Annotated in this window: 19 protein-coding genes; 14 read left to right on the plus strand and 5 right to left on the minus strand. The window is 45.5% G+C overall.

The annotated features are described in order from the left end of the window. Positions 1 to 9: 9 nt before the first annotated feature. Entirely contained in the window at positions 10 to 2,196 is a 2,187-nt protein-coding gene (locus AB8613_RS20095) for a malate synthase G (RefSeq protein ID WP_372385776.1), read from the plus strand. 285 nt (positions 2,197 to 2,481) lie between these two features. Here AB8613_RS20095 and AB8613_RS20100 read toward each other — a convergent pair whose 3' ends face one another. Next, positions 2,482 to 3,909 carry an NAD-dependent succinate-semialdehyde dehydrogenase gene (locus tag AB8613_RS20100; RefSeq protein WP_372385777.1) on the minus strand — a complete coding sequence of 476 codons (1,428 nt, stop codon included), beginning with the start codon at positions 3,907 to 3,909 and terminating at the stop codon, positions 2,482 to 2,484. A gap of 94 nt (positions 3,910 to 4,003) precedes the next feature. Further along, positions 4,004 to 4,792, minus strand: a complete 789-nt coding sequence (locus AB8613_RS20105; protein WP_061038008.1) for an IclR family transcriptional regulator — start codon at positions 4,790 to 4,792, stop codon at positions 4,004 to 4,006. A gap of 155 nt (positions 4,793 to 4,947) precedes the next feature. Here AB8613_RS20105 and pta point away from each other — a divergent pair, with 155 nt between their 5' ends. Together pta and AB8613_RS20115 are read left to right on the plus strand one after the other, a co-directional pair. Further along, positions 4,948 to 6,030: a phosphate acetyltransferase gene (gene pta / locus AB8613_RS20110; protein WP_372385778.1), complete on the plus strand. Its 1,083-nt coding sequence runs from the start codon at positions 4,948 to 4,950 to the stop codon at positions 6,028 to 6,030. A gap of 57 nt (positions 6,031 to 6,087) precedes the next feature. Next, on the plus strand, positions 6,088 to 6,855 hold the full coding sequence (locus tag AB8613_RS20115; protein ID WP_372385779.1) for a TSUP family transporter: 768 nt from the start codon (positions 6,088 to 6,090) through the stop codon (positions 6,853 to 6,855). A gap of 49 nt (positions 6,856 to 6,904) precedes the next feature. Here AB8613_RS20115 and AB8613_RS20120 read toward each other — a convergent pair whose 3' ends face one another. Next, positions 6,905 to 8,626, minus strand: a complete 1,722-nt coding sequence (locus tag AB8613_RS20120) for a cobalamin biosynthesis protein CobT (protein WP_372385781.1) — start codon at positions 8,624 to 8,626, stop codon at positions 6,905 to 6,907. 3 nt (positions 8,627 to 8,629) lie between these two features. Beyond that, a complete protein-coding gene (locus AB8613_RS20125) occupies positions 8,630 to 9,610 on the minus strand; it encodes an AAA family ATPase (RefSeq protein ID WP_372385783.1) in 981 nt (326 codons plus the stop codon). A gap of 265 nt (positions 9,611 to 9,875) precedes the next feature. Here AB8613_RS20125 and xsc point away from each other — a divergent pair, with 265 nt between their 5' ends. The 10 genes from xsc (at position 9,876) to AB8613_RS20175 (ending at position 22,157) form a co-directional block, all read left to right on the plus strand. Beyond that, on the plus strand, positions 9,876 to 11,687 hold the full coding sequence (gene xsc, locus AB8613_RS20130) for a sulfoacetaldehyde acetyltransferase (RefSeq protein ID WP_050643312.1): 1,812 nt from the start codon (positions 9,876 to 9,878) through the stop codon (positions 11,685 to 11,687). Positions 11,688 to 12,116: 429 nt separating this feature from the next. Continuing rightward, positions 12,117 to 12,923: an FRG domain-containing protein gene (locus AB8613_RS20135; RefSeq protein WP_372385785.1), complete on the plus strand. Its 807-nt coding sequence runs from the start codon at positions 12,117 to 12,119 to the stop codon at positions 12,921 to 12,923. A gap of 262 nt (positions 12,924 to 13,185) precedes the next feature. Further along, positions 13,186 to 13,623 carry a nuclear transport factor 2 family protein gene (locus tag AB8613_RS20140; protein ID WP_017633372.1) on the plus strand — a complete coding sequence of 146 codons (438 nt, stop codon included), beginning with the start codon at positions 13,186 to 13,188 and terminating at the stop codon, positions 13,621 to 13,623. 48 nt (positions 13,624 to 13,671) lie between these two features. Beyond that, complete coding sequence (locus AB8613_RS20145; RefSeq protein WP_332408888.1) at positions 13,672 to 15,120, plus strand: FAD-binding oxidoreductase; 1,449 nt, start codon at positions 13,672 to 13,674, stop codon at positions 15,118 to 15,120. 117 nt (positions 15,121 to 15,237) lie between these two features. Next, a complete protein-coding gene (locus AB8613_RS20150) occupies positions 15,238 to 16,239 on the plus strand; it encodes a TRAP transporter substrate-binding protein (protein WP_017059971.1) in 1,002 nt (333 codons plus the stop codon). 164 nt (positions 16,240 to 16,403) lie between these two features. Next, positions 16,404 to 16,946: a TRAP transporter small permease gene (locus AB8613_RS20155; protein WP_372384846.1), complete on the plus strand. Its 543-nt coding sequence runs from the start codon at positions 16,404 to 16,406 to the stop codon at positions 16,944 to 16,946. Between the two features lie 37 nt (positions 16,947 to 16,983). Further along, positions 16,984 to 18,324, plus strand: a complete 1,341-nt coding sequence (locus tag AB8613_RS20160; protein WP_017064290.1) for a TRAP transporter large permease — start codon at positions 16,984 to 16,986, stop codon at positions 18,322 to 18,324. An 11-nt stretch (positions 18,325 to 18,335) separates the two neighbouring features. Next, complete coding sequence (locus tag AB8613_RS20165) at positions 18,336 to 19,256, plus strand: cache domain-containing protein (RefSeq protein WP_327784780.1); 921 nt, start codon at positions 18,336 to 18,338, stop codon at positions 19,254 to 19,256. A gap of 236 nt (positions 19,257 to 19,492) precedes the next feature. Further along, positions 19,493 to 20,065 carry a malate synthase gene (locus AB8613_RS20170; RefSeq protein WP_017059967.1) on the plus strand — a complete coding sequence of 191 codons (573 nt, stop codon included), beginning with the start codon at positions 19,493 to 19,495 and terminating at the stop codon, positions 20,063 to 20,065. A gap of 484 nt (positions 20,066 to 20,549) precedes the next feature. Then, entirely contained in the window at positions 20,550 to 22,157 is a 1,608-nt protein-coding gene (locus tag AB8613_RS20175) for a BCCT family transporter (RefSeq protein ID WP_146490944.1), read from the plus strand. A gap of 204 nt (positions 22,158 to 22,361) precedes the next feature. Here AB8613_RS20175 and AB8613_RS20180 read toward each other — a convergent pair whose 3' ends face one another. After that, positions 22,362 to 23,288, minus strand: coding sequence for a M14 family metallocarboxypeptidase (locus AB8613_RS20180; RefSeq protein ID WP_372384847.1), 927 nt, complete (start codon positions 23,286 to 23,288; stop codon positions 22,362 to 22,364). A 175-nt stretch (positions 23,289 to 23,463) separates the two neighbouring features. On the opposite strand from AB8613_RS20180, the gene AB8613_RS20185 reads away from it, so the two are divergent. Then, positions 23,464 to 24,369 carry a DUF808 domain-containing protein gene (locus AB8613_RS20185; RefSeq protein ID WP_372384848.1) on the plus strand — a complete coding sequence of 302 codons (906 nt, stop codon included), beginning with the start codon at positions 23,464 to 23,466 and terminating at the stop codon, positions 24,367 to 24,369. The last annotated feature ends 45 nt before the right edge of the window (positions 24,370 to 24,414 follow it).

Below are 24,414 nucleotides of genomic sequence, written 5' to 3' on the forward strand. Positions count from 1 at the left end.
AGAGATTTTATGAGCAGTCGTATTCAACAGGGAAGCTTGAGCATTGATAGCACCCTCTACCAATTAATTAATGAGCAGGTCATTCCTGGAACAGGCATTGTCGCAGAGGACTTTTGGCAATCTTTCGCAGCCATCCTTAAAGACCTGGCACCAAAGAACCGTGCTTTGCTTATCAAGCGTGAAGATCTTCAACATCAGATTGATGTTTGGCACCAAGAGCGTGCTGGTCAAACACTGGATGCAGCAGAGTATAAACAGTTCTTACAGCAGATTGGCTACCTTGTACCAGAGGGCGAAGACTTCCAAGTGACCACCGCAAGCGTAGAGCCTGAAATCGCAACACAAGCTGGGCCGCAGCTTGTGGTGCCTATCATGAACGCGCGATTTGCACTTAACGCAGCAAACGCGCGCTGGGGCAGTTTATACGATGCGCTCTACGGCACTGATGTGATCAGCGAAAGCGACGGCGCAGAGAAAGGTGGAAGCTTTAACCCTGTTCGTGGCGCTAAAGTAGTGAGCTATGCTCGCGGGTTCCTTGATGACGCCGCACCGCTGAATGGTGTTTCTCATAAAGACGTGACCAAATACAGCATCAGCAATGTGAGCATTGGCAACACGCTGACAGCGACGTTAGATAATGGCGAAGAAGTCACTCTCATTGATCGCAACCAATTTATTGGTTATCAAGGAGACGCAAGCGCGCCTTCTTGCATCCTGCTTAAACACAACAATCTCCATATCGAAATTCAAATCGATCCGAGCGCGCCAATTGGTAGCGTTGATGTGGCGGGCATTAAAGATGTGCTGGTGGAATCGGCACTGACCACGATTATGGATTGCGAAGATTCTGTCGCTGCGGTTGACGGTGAAGATAAAGCATTGGCTTATCGCAACTGGTTAGGCTTAATGAAGGGCGACCTGCAAGAGTCGCTAGAGAAAAACGGTAAAACCATCGTTCGTAACCTAAACCCCGATCGTCAATACACCAGTGTGACGGGTGGTGAAATCTCGCTTAAAGGTCGCAGCATGTTGTTCATACGCAATGTGGGCCACTTAATGACAAACCCTGCGATTATTGATGCCGATGGTAATGAAGTGCCTGAAGGTATCATGGATGGCATGGTGACATCGCTCATCGCAATGCACGATTTAAAGGGTAATAGCCCTTACCAAAACTCGACCGCGAACAGCATCAATATAGTAAAACCTAAGATGCATGGCCCTGAAGAAGTGGCTTTCACCAATGAACTGTTTGGTCGCATTGAAGATGCATTAGGTTTAGATCGCTTCACGATTAAAGTCGGTATCATGGACGAAGAGCGTCGTACCTCTGTGAACTTGAAAGAGTGTATTCGCGCAGCCAAAGACCGTGTCGTATTTATCAACACAGGTTTCCTAGACCGCACGGGTGATGAGATCCATACCAGTATGGAGGCGGGTCCTTTTGCTCCTAAAACACAGCTTAAAACCATGACATGGATTGGCGCATACGAAGATCAAAACGTTGATCTTGGCTTAGCTTGTGGCCTGCAAGGTAAAGCCCAGATTGGTAAAGGTATGTGGCCAGAGCCAGATAACATGGCCAAGATGATGGACGCGAAAATTGGACACCCACAAGCTGGTGCCAATACCGCTTGGGTTCCTTCTCCAACTGCGGCTACTCTGCATGCCTTGCACTATCACAAGGTGAGTGTTCCTAGCCGTCAGAAAGAGCTTCGTGAGCGTGTGAGAGCAAATGTTGACGATATTCTTACTATCCCGCTGCTAGGCAATCAAAAGCTGACTGCTCAAGATATCCAAAATGAACTGGACAACAATACGCAAGGCATTCTTGGTTACGTAGTTCGTTGGATTGACCAAGGCGTAGGTTGTTCGAAAGTGCCTGATATCAACGATGTAGGACTAATGGAAGACCGTGCGACGCTGCGTATTTCAAGCCAACACATCGCTAACTGGCTACGTCACGGTATTTGCGAGGAAGCCCAAGTAATGAAAACCATGAAGCGCATGGCAGCTGTGGTTGATGAGCAAAATGTTGGGGATCCAAGCTACCAAAACATGGCACCTGATTTCGAAAACAGCATTGCGTTTTCAGCAGCGTGTCAGTTGGTATTTGAAGGCTGTGCTCAGCCGAGTGGTTATACCGAGCCAGTGTTACACGCGATGCGCCTAAAGCTGAAAGCGCAGAGTGCTTGAGTCGGAAAGTGCTGAGTCGCAGATAAGCGAAAGCACAAAAAAGCCTAAATCACTGAAATAGCAAGGTGATCTAATAATAAAAACAGAGAAAGAAAAAATACTAAAAAAAGAAACCCCCTTTAACCGAGCCCAAGGTGCCGCGCTTTATAGCGCGGCTTTTTTTTTAGCTTTTAGTTAGGTACGGGATCTGAGATTGGATTCGGGATCAGAGATTAGAAATGAAAAACAGTTATCTTATCTCCCACCAAACCTAATTTTCGCCAAAACCTTAGTTCCCAACGAAGCTTAGTTGCTACCAAAACATAAATACTTTATATCCATGTACTCATCGATGCCTTCTTTAGCACCTTCACGGCCAATACCTGATTGCTTAACCCCACCGAAAGGTGCAACCTCAGTTGAGATCATGCCGTCGTTAATGCCAACCATACCGTACTCAAGCGCTTCTGCTACCTTCCATACTCGGTGGATATTCTGGCTGTAGAAGTAAGACGCTAAACCATAAATGGTGTCGTTTGCCATTTCGATCAGCTCTTCATCGCTGTCGAACTTCATAACAGGAGCGACAGGGCCAAAGATCTCTTGTTGAACGATGTCCATATCGTGCTTCACGTCTTTAAGAATGACAGGCTGAATGAACAATCCCGCAAGCTCTTGAGCTGGGGTGACAGGCTGGGCACCTTGTTCAATGGCGCGGTCAATCAAACCTTGGATGTTCTGTTTTGCTCTTTCACTAATCACTGGGCCAATGTTGACGCCCGCGTCTAAGCCGTTGCCAATTTTGAGCTGCTGCACTGCTTGGTCGAATTTAGCCACAAACTCATCGTGCACTTTGCTATGAACATAGAATCGGTTAGCACAAACACAGGTTTGGCCTGCATTACGGAATTTCGAAGCCATTGCGCCTTGAACCGCAGCATCGATGTCCGCATCGTCAAACACAACAAACGGAGCATTACCGCCAAGTTCCATCGAGGTGCGTTTGATGCCTTTTGCCGCTTGAGCCATCAAGATACTGCCGACGCGAGTAGAACCAGTAAAAGAGATCTTCTTGATCAATGGATGTGATGTGAATAGCTCACCAATCTGTTCTGGGCTGTCACCCAATACCACTTGAAGCAGATCTTTAGGGATACCCGCTTGGTAAGCCAGCTCAACAACAGCAAACGCAGAAAGTGGCGTTTCGTCAGAAGGCTTCACAATAAAACTACACCCAGCCGCCAATGCAGGCGCAGCTTTACGAGTGATCATCGCAATCGGGAAGTTCCACGGTGTGATGGCACATGCGACGCCAATCGGCTGCTTGATCGTCACCAAACGCTTATCCCCGGCGGTGCTTGGAATCGAGTCACCATAAGTGCGCTTAGCTTCTTCGGCGAACCATTCAATAAAGCTTGCGCCATAAACCACTTCGCCCGCGGCTTCTGCCAATGGCTTGCCTTGTTCTATCGTCATTAAATGAGCAAGGTCATCCTTGTTTTCGAGGATCAGTTGATGCCAAGCTTTTAGTATTGCAGCGCGAGATTTAGCCGGAATTTTCGCCCACTCTTTCTGCGCAATATGAGCTCGCTCGATAGCACTGTCCAATTCCGCCTCAGATGAGATAGGCGCATGCCCAATAAGCTCACCTGTTGCTGGATTGGTCACGGCAACCGCGTTATTCGCTTCTGTCACCATAAAAGAGAGTAAGCGCTGGTTATTAATTTCTAGCATGTGATTCCTTCTTGATGATTACTTAACACGTGTTGGTGCTGTTATTGAGTTGATGTCTATGGCAGAGCTGATGATTCACATTAGCTTGCCAAGGTTATTCTTGCGCCCAGTTGTCTGCTTCTATCTTCGCCAGTGCTTTCGCGGCTTTTTGTAGAGCAGGTAGGAACTTAATCGCTTCATCTGGCTTTACTCGAATCACAGGTGCTTGGATTGCTAAGCCGAGATTAGATTGGCCCGTAGGCGATGGAATGAGTACCGCAATACACACCAAACCCGGCAGAAACTCTTCGTCATCAATCGCAAAGCCTTGGATCTTCGCTTCTTCGATATCTTGCTCTAACACTGAGTAGTCGGTGATGGTTTTCACTGTGTACTGAGTCAGCGGCACATTTTCGATCAGTCTTCTGCGTTGTGATTTCGACATGTGAGCCAAAAACAGTTTGCCTGTCGCAGAGCAGTGAACAGGAACGCGAGAGCCGGGTTGTAGGTGGAAGCGAAGTGGTGCTTCGGTCTCTGCACGGTCAAGGTAGATGATCTCACCGCTCGATAGTGCGGTTAGGTTGCAGCTTTCGCCGACTTCTGCTCGAAGGTTTTCAAGAATCGTGCGTCGTGCACTGTGCATGGTGCTGTTGAACAGTAGGTTTTCTGCAAGTTTTCTGAGTCGAATACCAGAGCTGTAATGCTTTTCATCACCGTCTCTTTGAATGATGCCTGCGGATTCTAATTGTTGCAGCATACGGTGCAGAGTGGGCTTCGGTAGTCCTGTTTCTTCGACGAGCCCTTGAAGGGAAATAAACTCGTCTTTTTGCGCTATCACCTCTAATAGTGCAAAAAGTCGGAGAGTGGGCGTATCTCCTTGAACTTGTGGTGTTTCTGTTTGCATACAGTGATTCATCCTTGCGATATGTCTATGTGTAAGAGTGTACATACCAAATCAATATTCTTCAATTATCTGAATAAAATTTGACCTTTTTTATTATTTCAATAATATAAATGTAAATTATGGAACAATTAATCTCAATAAATGGAATTTTTAAAATGAAAGCAATTGAACGGATTATTGATAAGGCGCACTTAGATCGTAAGCGTGTGGTTTTGAGCGAGGCGGAAGACCCTCGTGTGCTGAAAGCGGCACGATTAGCGATAGATAAACAGCTTGCTTATATCACGCTAGTAGGTGATGAAAAGGCGATTATCGAAGCCGCTCAGTTACATCATATTAACCTCGCGGGCATTCATATTGTTTCACCACAAACATCAGCACTTAAAGCTGTGTTAGCTGAACGTCTGTATGAGTTAAGAAAAGCCAAAGGCATGACTTATGAAGATGCATTGGAGAAGGTTAAAGACCCACTGATTTTTGCCAACTTGATGATGAGAGAAGGGTTAGTAGACGGCACGGTCAATGGCGCGGTTTATACCACGTCAGATGTGGTGCGAGCTGCGCTGCAGATTATCGGCCCAGCACCAGACAGTGAATTGGTCTCGAGTTTCTTTTTAATGATGTTGTGCGAGCCTTTCCATAATCTTAAAGGCGGCATGATTTTCAGTGATTGTGGTTTGGTGATTAACCCCAATGAAACTGAACTTGCATCAATTGCAGTGGCGGCATCAAACAGTGCTCAAACGCTATTGATGGAAGAACCTAAAGTGGCGATGTTGTCGTTTTCGACCAATGGAAGTGCCAAACACGAATCAGTCGATAAGGTGCGTAATGCAGCCCAGCTAGTGAAGCAGCGTTGCCCGGGAATTGCGGTTGATCAGGATGTTCAACTCGACGCGGCGATTGTCACTGAAATTGCGGCGAAAAAGTTGCCCGATTCCGAGGTAAAGGGTGAATCCAACGTGTTGATATTTCCCAACTTAGAAGCTGGCAACATCGGTTACAAACTTGCTGAAAGGCTAGGTGGTGCAGTCGCGATTGGTCCGTTGTTGCAAGGGTTGAATCAACCTGCCAATGATTTATCCAGAGGATGCAGCGCCGAAGATATCTTCAATGTAATCGCTGTGACTGCCGTGCAAGCACAACAAAGTAAAACGGCAAATTCAACAATAGATGTTGACGCTGAAGCTCAAGAAGCTAAAGAAAGAGAAGATTCAGAATTTGAGTTTAGGTACTGAGGCTCACACTTAAAGCTCGCACTCATACTAAGTAAAAACACCTAATTAGGATTGCCAATGGAGTTACCTGTTTTACTCGCCATTCTTGCCACCATTGCGGTAGGTACCTATTTCCAAACCGTCACGGGGTTTGGGCTCGGCATTATCGTGATTGGTCTTACGGTCAGCCTTAATCTGGTCTCGTTGCCCGTGATTGCTGCCGTGGTCAGTATCGTGACCTTGTTTAATTGCTTGGTTGCGTTGATGGGTAAGCCACTGCTTGGGGAACTCAAGATACTGGTTGTGTTGGTGATCGGTATTATCCCCGGTGTGTCGTTGGGGGTGTTCTTGCTGGACGAGTTGAGTGAGTCGGCAACGCATATCCTGAGAGGGTTATTGGGGGCAATGGTGTTATTCGCAGGTCTGAGCTTTATGTTCAAACCTAAAACCAGAAAAGATCGTTCGGCAACCGTATCCTTCTTGGTGTCTGGTTTTAGTTCTGGCCTAGCGGGAGGGCTGTTTGGGATGGCGGGTCCACCGATTGTTTATCATCTCTATCGGCAGCCTTTTACGCTCGATCTGGTACGGAGCACACTGTTGATGGTGTTCGCTTGTACGTCGATGTCTCGTACCGTCAATGTCTACGCGGCAGGTGACATGGAAGCGAGCATACTGTGGTTGTCTGCTATTGCTGTTCCCTTGGTGGCGCTTGTGACTATGTTTGCTCGGCGCTTCCCGCCGCCGTTGTCGAATGACCAACTCAGAAAGTTAGTATTTATGGTGTTGATGTTGATTGGTGGGTATTTGATGGCTGTCTCTGCATGGTCGTTGCTTGGCTCTTCCTAACCATTCTCGACAAAGGAGGCTAGCGGTTTGCTAGCCTAAGCCTTTCTGTTTAAACACGCTTTAGTATCTCAAAGATACTTTTAGATACCCCATACAAGCAGCTCTCTTGCACATCTAAAGTGATGTTACTGCGATAGTACGGGCTTAAATCGACGCCCATTCCCACGCCATGAATTTCGATACCGTTTTTGGTCGACTCGCGCTCAATCACTTGTTTGAGATGGTTATCCAAATAGAACTGATCATTGGCTGTGCTGGTGGCGGTATCCATCGGGCAGCCGTCTGAGAATACAATCAACACCTTTCGCTGTGCGCTATGTTGCTGCAAGCGCTGGCTAGCGAACTGAACCGCTTCGCCATCAATCCCTTCTTTAAAGATATCTGCTTTTCGAAGGCTAGCAATGCCAAGGCGAGAGCGTCTCCAATGGGTATCAAAATCCTTAAACACAATGTGTCGAACTTCGTTTAATCGGCCTGGGTATTTCGGTTGGCCTTGCTTTAGCCACTGCCGATAAACCTTGCCACCATTCCAGTTGTTGGTGGTGAAGCCGATAATCTCGAAAGGGATGTTGGCTAGCCCGACGGATTTGAGAATCGTATCCATTAGTAGACTCAGTTTGTGACTGTGTTTTTGCATTGAGCCTGAGCAGTCCATTAGAAATGTGATGGCACATTGATGAGATGCGCCAATGTCAGGTTGATAAAAGACAGCACGATCCAACGGTGATGTGATGAGTTTGGTGATAGTGGTGGCGTTGACGATGCCTTCTTCCAAATGATCCTGACGTCGATTCCTTTGGGGCGTCGCAACAAAGCTGGTGAGCATAGCGGCTAAACGGCGGGTGTTCACTTGTCTCGCCATAATGTCATCGGTGAGCTTTTGCCTCAGTTCGAGTAACAGGGCGAGCCTGACGGTCTTATCTGCAGCGACCACTTGATCAAACTCTGAGTTATAAATCTGATAATTGGCGCCCGACAGCTCGAACACCTTGCTGCTGCCTGTTATGTCGGTATCGACGTCTTCATCTTGAATGTCGCCATCAACTATAAGAGCCAGCTGCGCGAGGATCTTGATGTCTTCTTCAACCGTAGGGGTTGGCGAGTTATTACTCTCTTGTTCTTGGTTGATGAGTTCTTGCGCTAAAGAGGCCAGTTCATTGGCGCAGTGAGCAAACTGTTGTTGGTCTCCTCGATGTTCCTTCAAGCGCTTCAAGCTGCTTCCGAAAATAGGCACGATGCCCGCACGAGTTGATTCAATGGTTTCGGCAATCGGTTCCGAAACTGGGACATTGGTTAAACGGGTGTGGATGACTTGTATCAGCGTGAACAGTAACATTCCAATTCGAGATTCAGTAAAGCCATTTTGATGATATTGGTCGCTCCAATACGCAAAGTTGAACTGAATGCTCTTAGTCACACCTTTTAGGTAGGACGGGACTTGTGATTCGATTCGTACTTGTTCGCAGAAATCATATAACAGACGTTCGACTTCGTTTTTTGGTCGTAATGAATAGTGAAGATCAGTATCTGACAACAATAGTCTCAGTGCCGATGAATCGATCTTGCCTTGCATTGAGAGCTTGCTGTTTGTTAAATCATGGCGAGAAACAAAGGTGAGATCGTTGGTGTGTGCAGACTGATAATAGCAGGGGCTATTACCGTTATAGAGACGCTCTCCCCGATAATTCAGGTTCAATTCACCACTGATCGCTCTAGCGACAGACACACCAAGGTCGAGGATCTTTTTCTGCTGAGAAGAAACATTGGCCATGGTTTACGACTCCGACTGCGCATAACTCTGAGTAGGCGTTTCTAGGGCCTCACCAAAGCAGCGGAAGTAATATTCGCTTACCAACTCTTTCTCTTCATCTTCACAACGGTTTAGGAATGAAAGCCTAAATGCCGTGGCTACGTTATCGAATATTCGGATATTTTCGGCCCATGTGATCACGGTTCTCGGAGACATTACCGTCGACAGATCGCCTGCTCTAAAACCATTTCGTGTTAACCCAGCAGTTGCGATCATTTTCTCAACTAACTGCTGACCGATTTCACTGTTCATCTCTGGGCGCTTGGATAACACGATCTTAGTTTCATGTTGTGGATCTAAATAGTTAAGCGTGGCGATGATGTTCCATCGGTCAAGCTGGCTATGGTTAAGCACTTGAGTACCGGAATACAACCCCGAGAAATTACCTAAACCAAGTGTGTTACAGGTAGCAAATAGGCGGAAAGAAGGGTGAGGCGTGATCACTCGGTTTTGCTCTAAAGAGGTGTATTTTCCGTCTTGCTCTAAGAGTTGTTGAATCACAAACATCACATCTGGTCGTCCTGCATCGTATTCGTCTAATACCAGAGCGATGGGTTGCTGGATACTTTGCGGAAGAATGCCTTCTTTAAACTCTGTCACCTGCATTCCATCTTTAATGACGATGCTGTCCTTTCCTATGAAATCTAATCGGCTTAAGTGCCCGTCTAGGTTGATCCTCAAACACGGCCAGTTCAACCTCGCGGCAATTTGTTCAATGTGAGAAGACTTACCCGTTCCGTGTGTACCTTGTATCAAGGTGCGGCGATTAGAGGTGAAACCCGCCAATATCGCTAGTGTTACTTCAGGATCAAAACAGTAGTTAGGATCGACCTTGGGTACATACTCTCCCGCATGTTCAAACGCCAGTACGGTTAGGTTGCTGTCGATGCCAAAACACTCTCTCACACTTACTGGTTGCGTTGGTATCAATTCCGCGTCATTCATTTTTCTTCCCTCTCAATAGCTTCCATTGACTGCCGCGATGGGCGATATGTCATCGATTATTAACAGCTCACTCTAAGTTAACGGCACTTTTTGTACGAAAAACTATCAATAATGTGATCCAGTTTTATTAATTAGAATGAATTGTTCCAATTTAGTATAAAAAGTTGACGCGCAAAAAATCTACTACTAAGGTGAAAATGAATTCGAAAAAGAGACAATTCATTCCGAAAAATGAAATTTTGGTTAACTCAAGGAGAATGGAAGAATGAGTGAGCAAGAAAAACGTACGGTTGTTTCCGGCACAGTAACAATGACACCATCAGAAGCGTTCGTTGAAACTATGGTTGCTAATGATGTTACCGACATGTTCGGCATCATGGGGTCAGCATTTATGGACGCAATGGATATCTTTGCTCCTGCTGGCATTCGATTGGTCCCAGTGGTACACGAGCAAGGTGCTGCTCACATGGCAGATGGTTATTCTCGTGTATCTGGTCGCCATGGCGTGGTTATCGGGCAGAATGGCCCGGGTATCAGTAACTGTGTAACTGCGATTGCAGCGGCATTCTGGGCACACAGCCCAGTCGTGATTGTGACGCCAGAGACTGGCACTAAAACAATGGGCTTAGGTGGTTTCCAAGAGTGTAACCAACTTCCAATGTTCCAAGAGTTTACTAAGTATCAAGGACACGTAACGCACCCAGACCGTATGGCGGAATACACGGGTCGATGCTTTGACCGCGCAATGAGCGAAATGGGTCCGACTCAACTGAATATCCCACGTGACTATTTCTACGGTGAAACTCAAACCGAGATCCCTAAACCAGCGCGTTTAGACCGTGGTCCAGGTGGTGAGAAGTCTCTGAATGAAGCGGCAGACCTGATTGCTGAAGCGAAATTCCCAGTCATCATTTCTGGTGGCGGTGTGGTAATGGCAGATGCAGTTCAAGAGTGTGCAGCATTAGCAGAAAGACTAGGTGCACCTGTAGTGAACAGCTACCTGCACAATGACTCTTTCCCTGCTAGTCACCCATTATGGTGTGGTCCTTTAGGCTACCAAGGTTCGAAAGCAGCAATGAAGTTAATGGCTCAAGCGGATGTGGTTATCGCGTTGGGTACACGTCTTGGTCCATTTGGTACCTTGCCTCAACATGGCATGGATTACTGGCCGAAAGACGCGAAAATCATTCAGATCGATGCAGACAACAAGATGCTTGGCCTTGTTAAGAAGATTTCTGTGGGTATTTGTGGCGACGCAAAAGCAGCGGCTGTAGCATTAGCTGAAAGACTAGAAGGTCGTGCACTATTGTGTGATGACAACAAAGGCGCTCGCCAAGACACAGTGGCAACAGAAAAAGCGTTGTGGGAAAAAGAGCTTGATGAGTGGACGCACGAACGTGATTCGTTCAGCTTGGATATGATTGAAGAAAACTCACACGAGACTCCGTTCTCTGGTGGTGAATATCTTCATCCTCGCCAAGTACTGCGTGAGCTAGAAAAAGCGATGCCAGAAGACGTAATGGTTTCAACGGATATCGGTAACATCAACTCAGTGGCGAACAGCTACTTACGCTTTGAAAAACCACGCAGCTTCTTTGCTGCAATGAGTTTCGGTAACTGTGGTTACGCATTCCCGACCATCATTGGTGCGAAAGCAGCAGCACCTCATCGCCCTGCTATCTCTTATGCAGGTGACGGTGCGTGGGGCATGAGTTTGATGGAGACCATGACATGTGTTCGTCATAACATTCCAGTGACAGCCGTGGTGTTCCACAACCGTCAATGGGGTGCCGAGAAGAAGAACCAAGTCGACTTCTACAACCGACGCTTTGTTGCTGGTGAACTGGATAACCAAAGCTTCGCGGAAATCGCACGAGCAATGGGCGCTGAAGGTATCACGGTCGATAAGCTAGAAGATGTAGGTCCAACTCTGCAAAAAGCCATCGACATGCAAATGAACGAAGGCAAAACAACCATCATTGAAATCATGTGTACTCAGGAATTGGGCGACCCGTTCCGCCGAGATGCACTATCAACGCCGGTTCGTTTCCTAGATAAGTACAAAGACTACGTATAAGTCATAGGAAGTTTGCCCGACCAAAACCGTCTCGTGAATGCTAGATAAAGAGTTATCGAGAATGTGGTTGGGCAAACAAATTAAGCTCTAACACTAGCCATTAATTTTAAATTGGATGATCAAACAGAATGGCTCAACGAGTGAGTTGTTTTTAAAGATTCTTAATAGTGCTGTTATCTAAGTATTGGGTCATATATTTCTATTATTTCGCTCTAAATATTAGAGCTCTAATGAAATAACCAAGGTGAATAGGTGCTCGGTTTCATTAATAGAGACTTATCAATAATTATTATGAGTTGCTTTTAAATAGTAATTACCGATAAGTAGATAGAGTTATTAGACTTTAGTCTGTGTATTTTATTACATTTCAGTTTTTAACGAATAAATTTTAATTTAGTTATTTATATTGTCGAGTGGTTGGAACCAAATATGAACAATAAACGTTATATCAGCACGCTCGAAGAACTGTATAAAATAATCGATTCATTAATGACTGAATGCAGTGACCAACGTGGTTTGATGTATAACGTGTGTGATTATGAAAATAATAACCTAATGCCAAGTTTAGGTCGTTCCAATCGTAAGAACATACGTCGTGTCGAACAAGAGTTGCTTTCAACTGTGAGAGTTTACGGTGGTCACTCGCTGAGCTCACACGACATAAATGACTGGTTATTGATGTGTTTAGCCAAGAAGCAGGGTTTTCCCACCCGTTTGCTGGAATGGACCGATAACCTGTTAAATGCGCTTTGGTCGGTGTGTCATAGCCAAAGTAAAGACTGCATAAATATAATTAAAGCTATTGATTATCAGCGGGTTAGTGTTTTTAGCTCGCCGTGTAACATCAACAAAACTCAGATATTTAATGTGGCGGATTGCGATCAGCAAGAGCCACGCAAGGACAAGTGGTATTCCATTCACCCATTTAAGGAAGGTGGCAATGATGCCATTCAGCCTTTGTACGATGAGAAAGAGTATTCAAACGGTCTAGTGTCCGTTCATATTCTTCCATCAGTGAAAGTAAAACTGATAAAGGAGTTAATATCCATGAATGTTTTAAATGAACCGACAGAGTATGTCGAAGAGAAACTGACGGATTTAAAAAACGAAGCACATGCAGATAACAACCAAATCATAAATAAAGGTGACGGCAATATCGAATTGCAAGTTAATACTCATGATCGTCAACTTGAACAGTATGGCCGAAAGTATCATCAAGACTTTGATTTCGACTAAAGGCTTATACGTTTTAATTTAATTATACCTCTTATATCGTGAGTGAAAATTTGAGTAAATAAAATTAGAACACTAATTAATTTATAAAAAGATGAAATCTGTGAGCTTAGAGATTGTTTATAACCTAACTCGAAGTTAGAGTGATGAACCTTGTTATCAAGTTGTTAAATCTTCACAGATCTAGTTTAAACACTCTAATAAAAAAGTGGCGCAAAGCTACTGAAATTTAAACCAATAACGAAAACATAAAGGATTCTGGAATATGAATATGCAAACCAATGCAGCGACATTCGTGCTGGAAAACCAAGTCGACACCGCCTTTTTACAGTCTTTTAGTGATGCGTGGAATAACCATGATATTGAAGCGCTGATGTCTTTCATGACAGAAGACTGTGTATTCCACACGGTGGCAGGCGAAGGCTTGCTTGGAAACACTATCGAAGGGTACGAAGCGGTTCGAAATAGCTTTGAATTGGTTTGGCAGAACTTTCCAGATGCGGCTTGGAGCGATCCTGTCCACTTTGTGTGCGGTGACCGCGCTGTGAGTGAATCGACGTTTTCTGCGACGAACCCAGATGGCAGCGTCATTGAAGCTCGCATGGTCGACGTGTTTACCCTGAAAGATGGAAAAATCAGCGTAAAAAATGCCTTCCGTAAAACAAGACCTCTTTTAACTCCTAACAACACTCCCAAGAGCTAGACACGAAACCACAACCCGTTCACGTGTTATGACTAGGAGAGTCGAATTATGAGTTTAGTAATGGAACAACCGGCAGCCGATGTGCCGCCAAAGGTGAAAAGCACCCAAGCAAAAGATAAATACGATCCAAAATACGATCCACTTAAAGACAAGAGCCCAGGTCACGGTAAGGAATATGCCCCGACTTATTGGGTAGATACCGCAGGCGCACCACCTGAAGATGATGGCCCAATCACGTCAGACATGGATGTCGATGTGGCAATAATCGGTTCAGGCTACACAGGCCTAAGTACCGCGATACACCTTGCTGAAATGTACGGCATTAAAGCGACTGTGATTGAAGCTAACCGTATGAGTTGGGGCTGCAGTACCCGAAATGGTGGTCAGGCACAGTGTGCTTCTGGGCGTTTAAAGCGTTCCCAGTGGGTTGAACGCTGGGGCCTAGAAACGGCGCTAAAAATGCACCGCGAGTGTGTGGATGGCATGGAAACGTTCAAGTCACTAATCAAAGACATCGATTGTGACCCACAACCGGGTGGTCACCTATATGTGGCTCACCGTCCAAAAGTGATGGCAACGCTTGAGAAAGAAGCCAAGTTGCTGCGTGACACGTTCGATTACGATGCGCAGATCTTAGATGCGGAAACTGTAAAGCGTGATTACGTTGGTGACCAAGAAGCGGCAGGCGCGATGCATGAACCAGAAGGGATTGGTATTCATGCAGGGAAACTGGCGTTTGGTTACCTAAGAAAGGCGCGAGCACTCGGCGTTAAAGTTCACCCATCTAGCCCAGTTATGGGTTGGGAAACTCGTGGCGGTGTGCATTACCTGAAAACGCCAGGTGGTGTTGTGAAGGCGCGTTCTGTTGGTGTTTGTACTGGTGGGTATACCAGCCAAGGTTTGCATTCCGAGCTTAAGAACCGCTTGTTACCAGTGCTTTCTAACTCGATGGTGACACGTCCGTTAACTCAAGACGAAATCGCCGAGTGTAACTTCAAAACCAATCAAGTGATTACTGATACTCGAATTCTGCGCCACTACTACCGTTTGTTACCGGATAACCGAGTACAAATTGGTACACGCAGTGCCATCAGTGGCAAGAACGCCCCCGAAAAGAAATATGAAGACATGTTGAGAGCCGATCTTACTCGAAAGTTCCCGTCTCTCGATCAGATCAAAATCGACTATTCATGGTGGGGCTGGGTGGATGTCAGCCACGACATGATGCCGAGAATTTATCAGCCGAATCCAAAACAATCCATCTTCTACGCACTGGGATATGGCGGTAATGGTGTGATGTATTCCGCTCAAGCAGGTAAACGCCTTGCTCAGTGGATCGCAGGTGAAGGTCACAAGCTCGACCTACCAATATTTGAATCAAAACTTCCGTTCCCCAACGTGAGGGAAGTGGTGGAATCAGAGATGTTTGCACCGTTTCGAAGAATGGGGCAACGGTTCCTTTATCAGTGGTATTCGTTAAAGGATGAAAGGCTGTAACTACCCGAACATTGTTTCCAAAATAGGGAAATAGAACTACGACCAGGAAAGTTGTACCAGGTCACCTTGTGAGCAAAGTACAGGCAGGAAGTCTGTATGATAGGAAAGGTTAAGACTATGAAATTGATTAAAAATAAAATTATTGCTGGTGTCACTATTGTAGCAACAGCGGTGTTATCTCATACCGCGGCAGCAGCGAATTTTAAAATGGCTATCGGCGATGCTGCTGGTGGTACGCAGTGGGAACTAGCGACCTCATTCTCTGAACTGATGGAGCAAAAAACAGACGGTAAAGTGAAAATCGATCTGTTCCCGAACGGCCAATTAGGCAACGAGCAAGACACCGTAAACGATGCGGCAATCGGTCTTCTAGACTTCTCTGTACTGGCGATCAACAACGTGACGCCTTTCTCCCCAACCGTCGGTCTATTGACCATGCCTTACGTGATTCAAAGCGCAGAAGAAGCAGTGCTACTGACTCAAGGCCAAGTAGGCCAAGACTTAGTCGATAACACGATTCGTGATGCTGGTGTTCGTATTGTCGGTTGGGCTTATTCTGGTTTTAGGGTTTTGACTAACTCGAAAAAGCCCGTCGCTTCACCAGAGGATCTAAAAGGGCTCGTGATTCGTGTTCCTCGTAACGAAATCATGATTGCTTCTTACCAAGCATGGGGTGTAAACCCAACACCAATGGCGTGGTCTGAGACTTTCACTGGCCTGCAGCAAGGCGTGGTAGATGGACAAGATAACCCTTACATCACAGTGCACGCGATGAAGTTCAACGAAGTACAAAAGTACGTGACCAACATTCGCTACATTTTCTCTCTAGAACCTCTAATCGTGAGTGAAACGGTCTTCCAACAACAGACACCTGAAATGCAAAAGATCATCCTTGAAGCAGGTCAGGAAGCGACAGAGCACAGCTTTGCTTATCTAGAAAACACAGAAAACAAGATTCGCGAAGAGCTACAAGCGAAAGGCATGGTATTCACAGACCCAGCAGACAACGAGCAAGAGTGGATAAGCAAGGTGACTAAGTCAGTTTGGCCTAAGTTCTACTCAAGCATTGGAGGCAAAGATAAGCTAGACGACGTTCTTGAATTACTTGGTAGAAAGTAACGATTAGATTCGCCCTATCTGCTGTTCTGCGCTACTTAATCACCTAGCGATAGAACAGTGAGATAGGGCATTTACATGGCTGTACTCGTTGATCTGTTCTGTACCTGATCTTTTTAGGACCGTGAGCGACTGGTTGTCATGTGGAAATCAACATTGGAGGTTATATGTCAGTCGCTAAAACAATAAAAAAGCATTTAAACAACATTGAGGAATATATATGTTGTCTGCTGCTCGCAAGCTTTGTCCTATTGCTGTTCACACAAATCCTTACTCGTCAGTTCTTTGATTACTCTATCCCTTGGGGGGATGAGGTCGCTACTTACATGTTCGTTTGGTTTGCTTATCTAGGGGCTGTTGTGGCTGCCAAGATGTCGGCGCATAACCGAGTGAGCTTCCACTTCAAATTCTTTCCGCCAATCGTGCAGACCGTGAGTGAAACCATCGCTGACTTCTTATGGCTCTGTTTCAACGGCTACTTCGTTTACCTCAGCTACGACTTCGTGTTCAACAAAATGAATCTGTTTTGGAAGTCTCAAACCACAGGTATCCCAATGAAGTACTTCTACATGATTTTACCTATCGCGTTTTCACTGATGATGATTCGAATTATCTGGAACAACTATGAGCGTTTATTCAAAGGCGCAACCAACGAAGATCCAGAAGTCAAAGAGCTGCGCAAAATGACGGCACAAAAGTCTGCGCAATAGTCATCACAGAGAATAGTCGTAATAGAGAGATGTAATAATGGAATCCTATTTAACTCTAATTTTATTTGGTGGCTTTTTAACGCTGTTAATCCTAGGCGCACCAATCACAGTATCACTGGCCGGCGCTTCGATGGCGGCCTATATGTTGCTCGATAAAAATCCCATCGCTTTAGTACAAATCGCGTTTACCTCGGTGGGTAACTTCCCATTAATGGCGCTGCCAGCCTTTGTTCTTGCGGGCGCATTGATGGAGGCAGCGGGTATCTCCAAACGTCTGGTCGATATCGCCGAAAGCCTAGCTGGGCCCGTAACTGGCGGGCTTGGCGCGGCAACGGTAATGGCGTGTCTTTTCTTTGGTGCTATCTCGGGTTCAGGCCCAGCAACTACCGCCGCGGTAGGCATGCTAATGGTGCCCGCGATGGTGAAGCGTGACTATGATAAGAGCTACGCATCGGCTGTTACGGCTGCATCCGGTGGCTTGGGAATTATCATCCCGCCATCCATTCCTTTGGTTATCTTTGGTATCTCTGCAATGGGCTTAATGGCGCCACCGGAAGCCATCGCTCAACACGGCCAGTTTGCTTCTTTATCGATTCCAAAGCTGTTTGTTGCTGGTGTTGTACCGGGCTTTATCATGGCGTCTACACTGGTGGTGACCAACTACTTCATTGCTAAGCGCGAAGGCTATAAAGGGCTGACCGAAACGTGGTCATTTGGCGATGTAAGGCATTACTTACGTCGCGGGTTATGGTCGATATTGGCGCCGTTCTTGATTCTTGGCGGTATCTACAGCGGCATGTTCACACCAACAGAATCAGCGGTTGTGGCGATTTTCTATTCGCTGTTTGTGGGTGTGTTTATCCACCGAGAGTTATCGTTCAAAAGCGTGATGAAATCTCTATCAACCACGACGTGGATCACCGGACGCGTATTGTTAATCCTCTTTGCTGCCACCGTGTTTGGACGCTTGTTGATTGAGCAAAAAATCCCAGTTGTTGTGGCGGAATCACTACTCAGTTTCACCGACAACATGTACATGGTGTGGGCTCTGACGATTACCTTGCTGCTGTTCATCGGCATGTTTATGGAAACTTTAGCGGCAATCATGATCATTGTGCCAGTGCTGCTACCAATTATGTACATGCTGGGTGCTGATCCTACTCACGTGGGCATCGTGGTGGTGTGTACCCTATCGATAGGCTTTGCAACGCCGCCGCTCGGCGAAAATATCTTTGTCGCCTCGGGGATAGGGGGCTCCACGGTTGAGCAGATCACCGCGAAGATCCATCCCTTTGTTCTTGCTTCTGTTGTGGGTGTTTTCGTTATCGCTTTCTTCCCACAAATCACGCTTTGGCTACCGTCTTTAGTCGGCTATTAGGAGAGATAACCATGAATTTATCCAGAATAATCCTCATTGGGTGTGCCGTGTTTGCTGTAGTGAGTGGCATTAGTTTACGTGCCGAACATTCTGAAACAGAGAAAGAAGCCAAGCCTGTAAACGTGCTCGATATTTCTGAACCACATGTTGTCAGTAAGGCTGAAAGAAGAGCTAAAACTTTGCTGGCGAAGGCAGTAGTCCACGTTCAAAAAGAGGGGGATGATAGCGTTAAAGATTTCATGAGTGACTCTGAATATATCGATGGGGAGCTATATGTGTTTGCTTTGGGCATTGATGGTCAATTCCTTGCCAGTGGCGGGTCGTCTATGGTGTTGGTTGGTGACAGTGTTTTAGATACGCAAGATGTTTACGGTAATCCTTTTTTCCGTGAAATGATCACCAAAGCGGTACACAACGGTTTTGGTGAAGTGAAGTATCACTGGACGAACCCGACCGATCGCATGGGTGAGCCGAAAACGACTTTCTTTGAGCGTGTGGGCGATGTAATTGTCGCTGTCGGTTATTACCCAGAGCGTTCCAGTGCGGCCGAGGCTAAGAACCTACTGGCGAGAGCGATGACTGCAATTGTAGAGTCGGAGCAACAAAGCCTTGCCGAGTTTAATGACGCTGAAGGCAGCTTTGTGGAAGGGGATTTATATGTGTTTGTGATGGATATGAACTCTGGAAAGCTGCTTGCACACGGTGTTTCTCCTGAACTTATCGGTCGATCACACAGCGAGATCCTAAGTCCAGACGATAAACCGATTCTTACTGAGATGTTGAATCTCGCGAAGGAAAACGGCCGAGGTGTTTACACCTATCGATGGTTGAATCCGCTGTCGAGTAAAGTCGAAACCAAGCACACTTACTATCGTGTTATCGACAATAAGTTGGTTGGGGTTGGTTATTACACAAATTCAAACAAGACGTAAAAGTGTTTCTTCGGAGCTCTCAACCCAGTTAGATAAAGGGCTGGGGGCTAAAATTGCCTGTTTGTGTAAAAAAGCAATTTAGTAAAATTCACACTGTGAAATTTTTGTTGTGAAATTGTTTAAAAAATACAAGTAGTATGAAAAACATGGAAGACACACAGTAAAGAACAAATTTGAACAAGGTCAATTAGGATTTTTGACCTACCTGAAATTCAGAGCCGTACGAGGGATAGATTATGAATATGCTGACACTAGACAAAACAGAACTTCACAGAAACCATTCAACTTTTATTGCTGAAGCTGTCTTTGCCGTCGAAATGGTGAAAGCAGACAAGCAACTCGAAAAGCAGAAGATGGCGAAACAGTTGCTAGATACTCTATTTCCTCTTGAGTCGGGATCTCACGAAGATGTTGTAAGCTACGAGATTGACTACCGACACGTTCAGGTTTACTTCAAAAATGGTGAACATACAGGTCTGAAACGCGCTAAACACTTTGTGGCTTACACTGGTGATAAATCTAAGCCTTCAGCAATCCTATTCCGTGATGAAAGCGGTACACACGTTGAAGTGACAATCGGTGCTCGTAAAGGCACAGGCCGTCTGGAGTTGGTTGATATTCAAGATATCCAATTAGAGACATGCACTACGTTTGGTCAAACTGAGGCTAGCCGCTCTTCTGGTATTCGTCACTGGGTGAGTTTAGTGAAAGGCGATGAAAGCGGTCGACCGAACGCTTCAAGTGAAGATAAAGAGTTCACGGCAAAAAATGGCGAAGACTATAACCTAGGTTTTTGCTTCGCGATCTAATGTGCTGTCTTTGAAATGTGAAGTGCTGCTCTGCTAGACGTAGCACTGACATTTGAATACTGATTTCTCTTTTACCTTTGGTAATTTCCCCGCCCCTATAGCGGGGCTTTTTTATTAGAGCTATAAATAAATTAGGCTATTGTTGATTTTATCTTTAGAAAGTTTGAATGAGATTTTACAGTGCGTTATTTTTATTTAAAGTGCTGTATTTAAACATTTTTATTTGTTTGTTTAATTCTGTTTTTATTAGCTTAACTATCACTATTAACCTTGGTTTGGGTGACTATTGAGCTAAAACTCAGTCAAAATGCTTCGTGCTGTGCTATAATCCGCGGCCTGGGATTGAGCTAGTAAGTCCATTTATCACCACTCGAGGTGGTTTTTATCACGTTTATTTCGGTGGTATGGCGAGCCAATCAAGTAGTAGTTGGATATGGAGAGCGTCCTTATATTCGTTGATTCGGATATGCGAACATCATAATTTATGAGTTTTAAATCAAAAAAATACAGTATCGATTCTACTGACTATCAAGTTGGTCAAGACAACGTCAGTAAATGGGGCATGGATGTCCATAACACCGTCTTCGTAGCCTCAGTTGGCTTATCTCTTCTTTTTATCATCACTCTTCTTGCTCTTCCGCCTGCAGATGCTAAAGCTGCAATTGATTCTATTAAGGGTGCTGTTCTTTCAAAGTTTGACTTCCTGTTTATGTGGGGAGCTAACATCATGTTAGTTTTTGCCGTTGTTCTTGCATTCTCACCTCTAGGCAAAGTTCGCTTAGGTGGTGAAGACGCGACAGCGGACTATTCAATGGCATCTTGGATTGCGATGTTATTCGCAGCAGGTATGGGTATTGGGCTTATCTTCTGGGGTGTTGCAGAGCCGACCGCGTTCTTCACTAACTGGTTTGGCACGCCTTTGAATGCTGAACCTTTTACAGAAGCAGGCCGTGAACTGGCACTGGGTGCGACCGTATTCCACTGGGGTTTTCATGCATGGGCTATCTATGGCATGACGGCACTTTGCTTGGCGTACTTTGTTTACAACAAAGGCTTACCATTATCAATGCGTTCTGTGTTCTACCCAATTTTGGGTGAGCGAGTATGGGGCAAGACCGGTGATGTAATTGATGTACTTACGGTACTGGTTACTCTGTTTGGCCTAGCGACTTCATTGGGTTTAGGTGGCACACAAGCAGCAAGTGGTATCAGCCACGTGTTCGGCTGGGAAAACAACATCTTCCTTCAGCAATCTATTATTGTTCTGATTATGGGTTTAGCGATCATCTCTGTTCTTCGTGGTATGGACGGTGGCGTTAAGTTCCTAAGTAACCTGAACATGGTGATTGCGTTTGTATTCCTTGGTTTAATTGCTGTTCTTAACTTCACAACAGTGCTTGATTCTGTGGCGACGGCTGCGACTGGCTATGTGAAAAACATTGTAGCGTTGAGCCAAAGCTCAGGCCGTGAAGACACAACATGGCTGCATGGTTGGACTGTGTTCTACTGGGCATGGTGGGTTGCGTATGCACCATTCTTCGGTATGTTTGTAGCGCGTATTTCTAAAGGCCGTACGGTTCGTGAATTCCTGCTTTGCGTACTGATTATCCCAACATTGGTTACTTCAGCTTGGATGTCTATTTTCGGTGGCGTGGCTATTGAGCAAGTGATTAATCATGTAGGGCAACTTGGCCTCGACCAAGGCATCACTGATGTCTCTCTAAGCTTGTTCCACATGCTAGATGCGTACTCGTTTGGTAGCATTCTTTCTGTTATCGCTGTAGCACTGATCATTGTGTTCTTCGTTACTACACTAGACTCGGGTTCTATCGTTATTGATGGTATGACAGCAGGTGGTAAGCTTGAAGTTCCAGTGAAACAGAAAGTGGTTTGGGCGGTTATCTCAGGTGTTATCGCAATGGTGATGTTGTGGATTGGTGGTACTCAATCTATCCAAGCTCTGCAATCGATCACGATCATTGCTGCATTGCCATTTACGATCATTCTTCTGATTGGCTGTGTGAGTTTGTTGAAAGGCCTACTGACAGAAGTCGGTAAAGGGCAAGAAACGGTTACTCCAGCAACTAAGTAAATCGCGAACTAAGTAAGTTTCTAGATAGGGACTTACTCTAGTCATCGGATTCAAAGCTCCCTTGCACCGCGTGCAAGGGAGCTTTTTTTATGCCCAAGAAGAAATTAGAGATAAGCAGAAAAGACAAAAAAAAGCCATAAGTGAATCGTCACTTGTGGCTCTTTTTTAGTTTTAGGGATTAGTTCTAGGGAACTAGGTACTAGCTTAAGCGTTTAATTCGTGCTGAATTACGTAATCCAAAGCACCGACTACCGCAGCAACTTGAGCGTCATTACACTCTTCGTCTGTCACTTTGTCGCTGTCTGGGTAAACCTCAGTGGTTGTGCCGTACTTACAATCAGTCACACCACCACACAAGCCTAGCTTCTTCATAGGGTAGTTGATCACGCCATGTTGGGTAACTTCAGAACCAATGATCTTGCCGTCTGCATCTGCTGGTGCAATGTGGGTCACTTTTTCGACCGAAGCAATAACCGCTGCTTGGAATTCTGGTTGTGGATTTTCAGTATCACCAACTGTGTAGAAACCGTCTGGGATCATACCTTCGATGTACTCAATACCATCACGCGCTGCGAGTGCTGGTCGGAATTCTGTTTCATCAGAATCCGTCGTCTCGTGCAGGTCAACGTGAACCAGTACTTCTGGTAGAGACGCAACTAAAGCACGTAGGTTTTCTGATTCTTCTGCTGGCGTACCGTCATAGAAAGAGCGGTTTGGATCAACAGCATTTGGATTCCAGCGGTTGATCACTTCGTAACCCCAAGGGCTTACACAAGGTGCTACTACTATGTTGAAATGTGCTGCGTATTTCTCTGCTTGAGTCTCTGCGAATTTGATCGCACCGTGTACACCACTTGTCTCATAACCGTGAACACCGCCTGTTACCAGAACGGTTGGTTTTGATGCATCCCAGTTTTTGCTCTTGATTGCAAAAAGAGGGAAACGAGCTTCATCGTAGCTCAGCGCGCCGTATTGCTCGATGTCAAAACGATCTGCTAGTGCTTTAATCTTTGGTACAACTTCTTGTTGGTATTCACGCTTAACCGTTCTTTGAGCTAACCATGCTTCACGTTCTGCTTGTTGCCACTTTTGTCCTGGCTTACCAATCGGGTAGGTAGATTCACTTTTCATCTATACTTTTTCTTTTATGTTCGTGAAAGATTAAGACAGATTATTCCTGTCTAACAGAGACAGCAATAGAAAACACAACTTGTGACTTTATTTTTTACAGACTCATAACTTTGATGAGTGAATTGATGGTGTTACATTTTATTGATGGTTTAATTCTTTATAAAGAGACAACAAAATGGCTGGAGCAAGTTTACTAACACTGCTAGATGACATTGCAACTGTGTTGGATGATGTCGCACTGATGTCTAAGGTGGCAGCTAAAAAAACCGCAGGCGTATTGGGTGACGATTTAGCCCTGAACGCTCAGCAAGTATCAGGTGTTTCTGCTGAAAGAGAAATCCCAGTGGTGTGGGCGGTTGCAAAAGGCTCATTTAAGAACAAGCTGATTTTAGTGCCAGCAGCATTATTGATCAGTGCCTTTATTCCTTGGTTGATCATGCCTTTGCTTTTGATTGGTGGTCTGTTTCTTTGTTTTGAAGGCGCGGAGAAGATTTTAGAGAAGCTCTTCCCGCATGCCCATCAACATGACGAAAAGGGGGAGGATACCAGTACTGGAGAATCCATCGAGGAATATGAGAAGAGAAAGGTAGCAGGCGCGATTCGTACCGATTTCATATTGTCTGCGGAAATCATCGTGATAGCACTGGGTACCGTGACGGGGACAAGTATCCTTACTCAGATTATTGTCGTGAGTTTGATTGCGGTTGTTATGACGATTGGTGTTTATGGCTTAGTCGCGGGTATCGTTAAGTTGGATGATTTAGGTTTCTACCTCCAACGAACATCGAATGGGAGTACCATTAAAACCAGATTGGGTAATGGGTTAGTCGCCTTTGCACCAAAGCTAATGAAGATGCTTGCGGTGGTTGGAACGGCTGCGATGTTCTTGGTTGGCGGCGGTATTGTGGTACACAACGTTCCTGCGATTCATCATTTAATTGAACCGATTATTATGGATTTTCGTGGACATACGATAGCGACAGCGGTTGTTCCAACTCTGTTGAATGGCGTGGTTGGTGTAGTGGCAGGGTTACTTGTTGTCGCGATTTGGAGTGTAATAGAGAAGGTTCGCGGCAAGTAGGACTTAAACAACGTCTTCGGCAATGAGTTTGTTAAATACTAAACA

Source organism: Vibrio sp. BS-M-Sm-2, from assembly GCF_041504345.1.
GTDB classification, from domain to species: Bacteria; Pseudomonadota; Gammaproteobacteria; order Enterobacterales; family Vibrionaceae; genus Vibrio; species Vibrio satsumensis.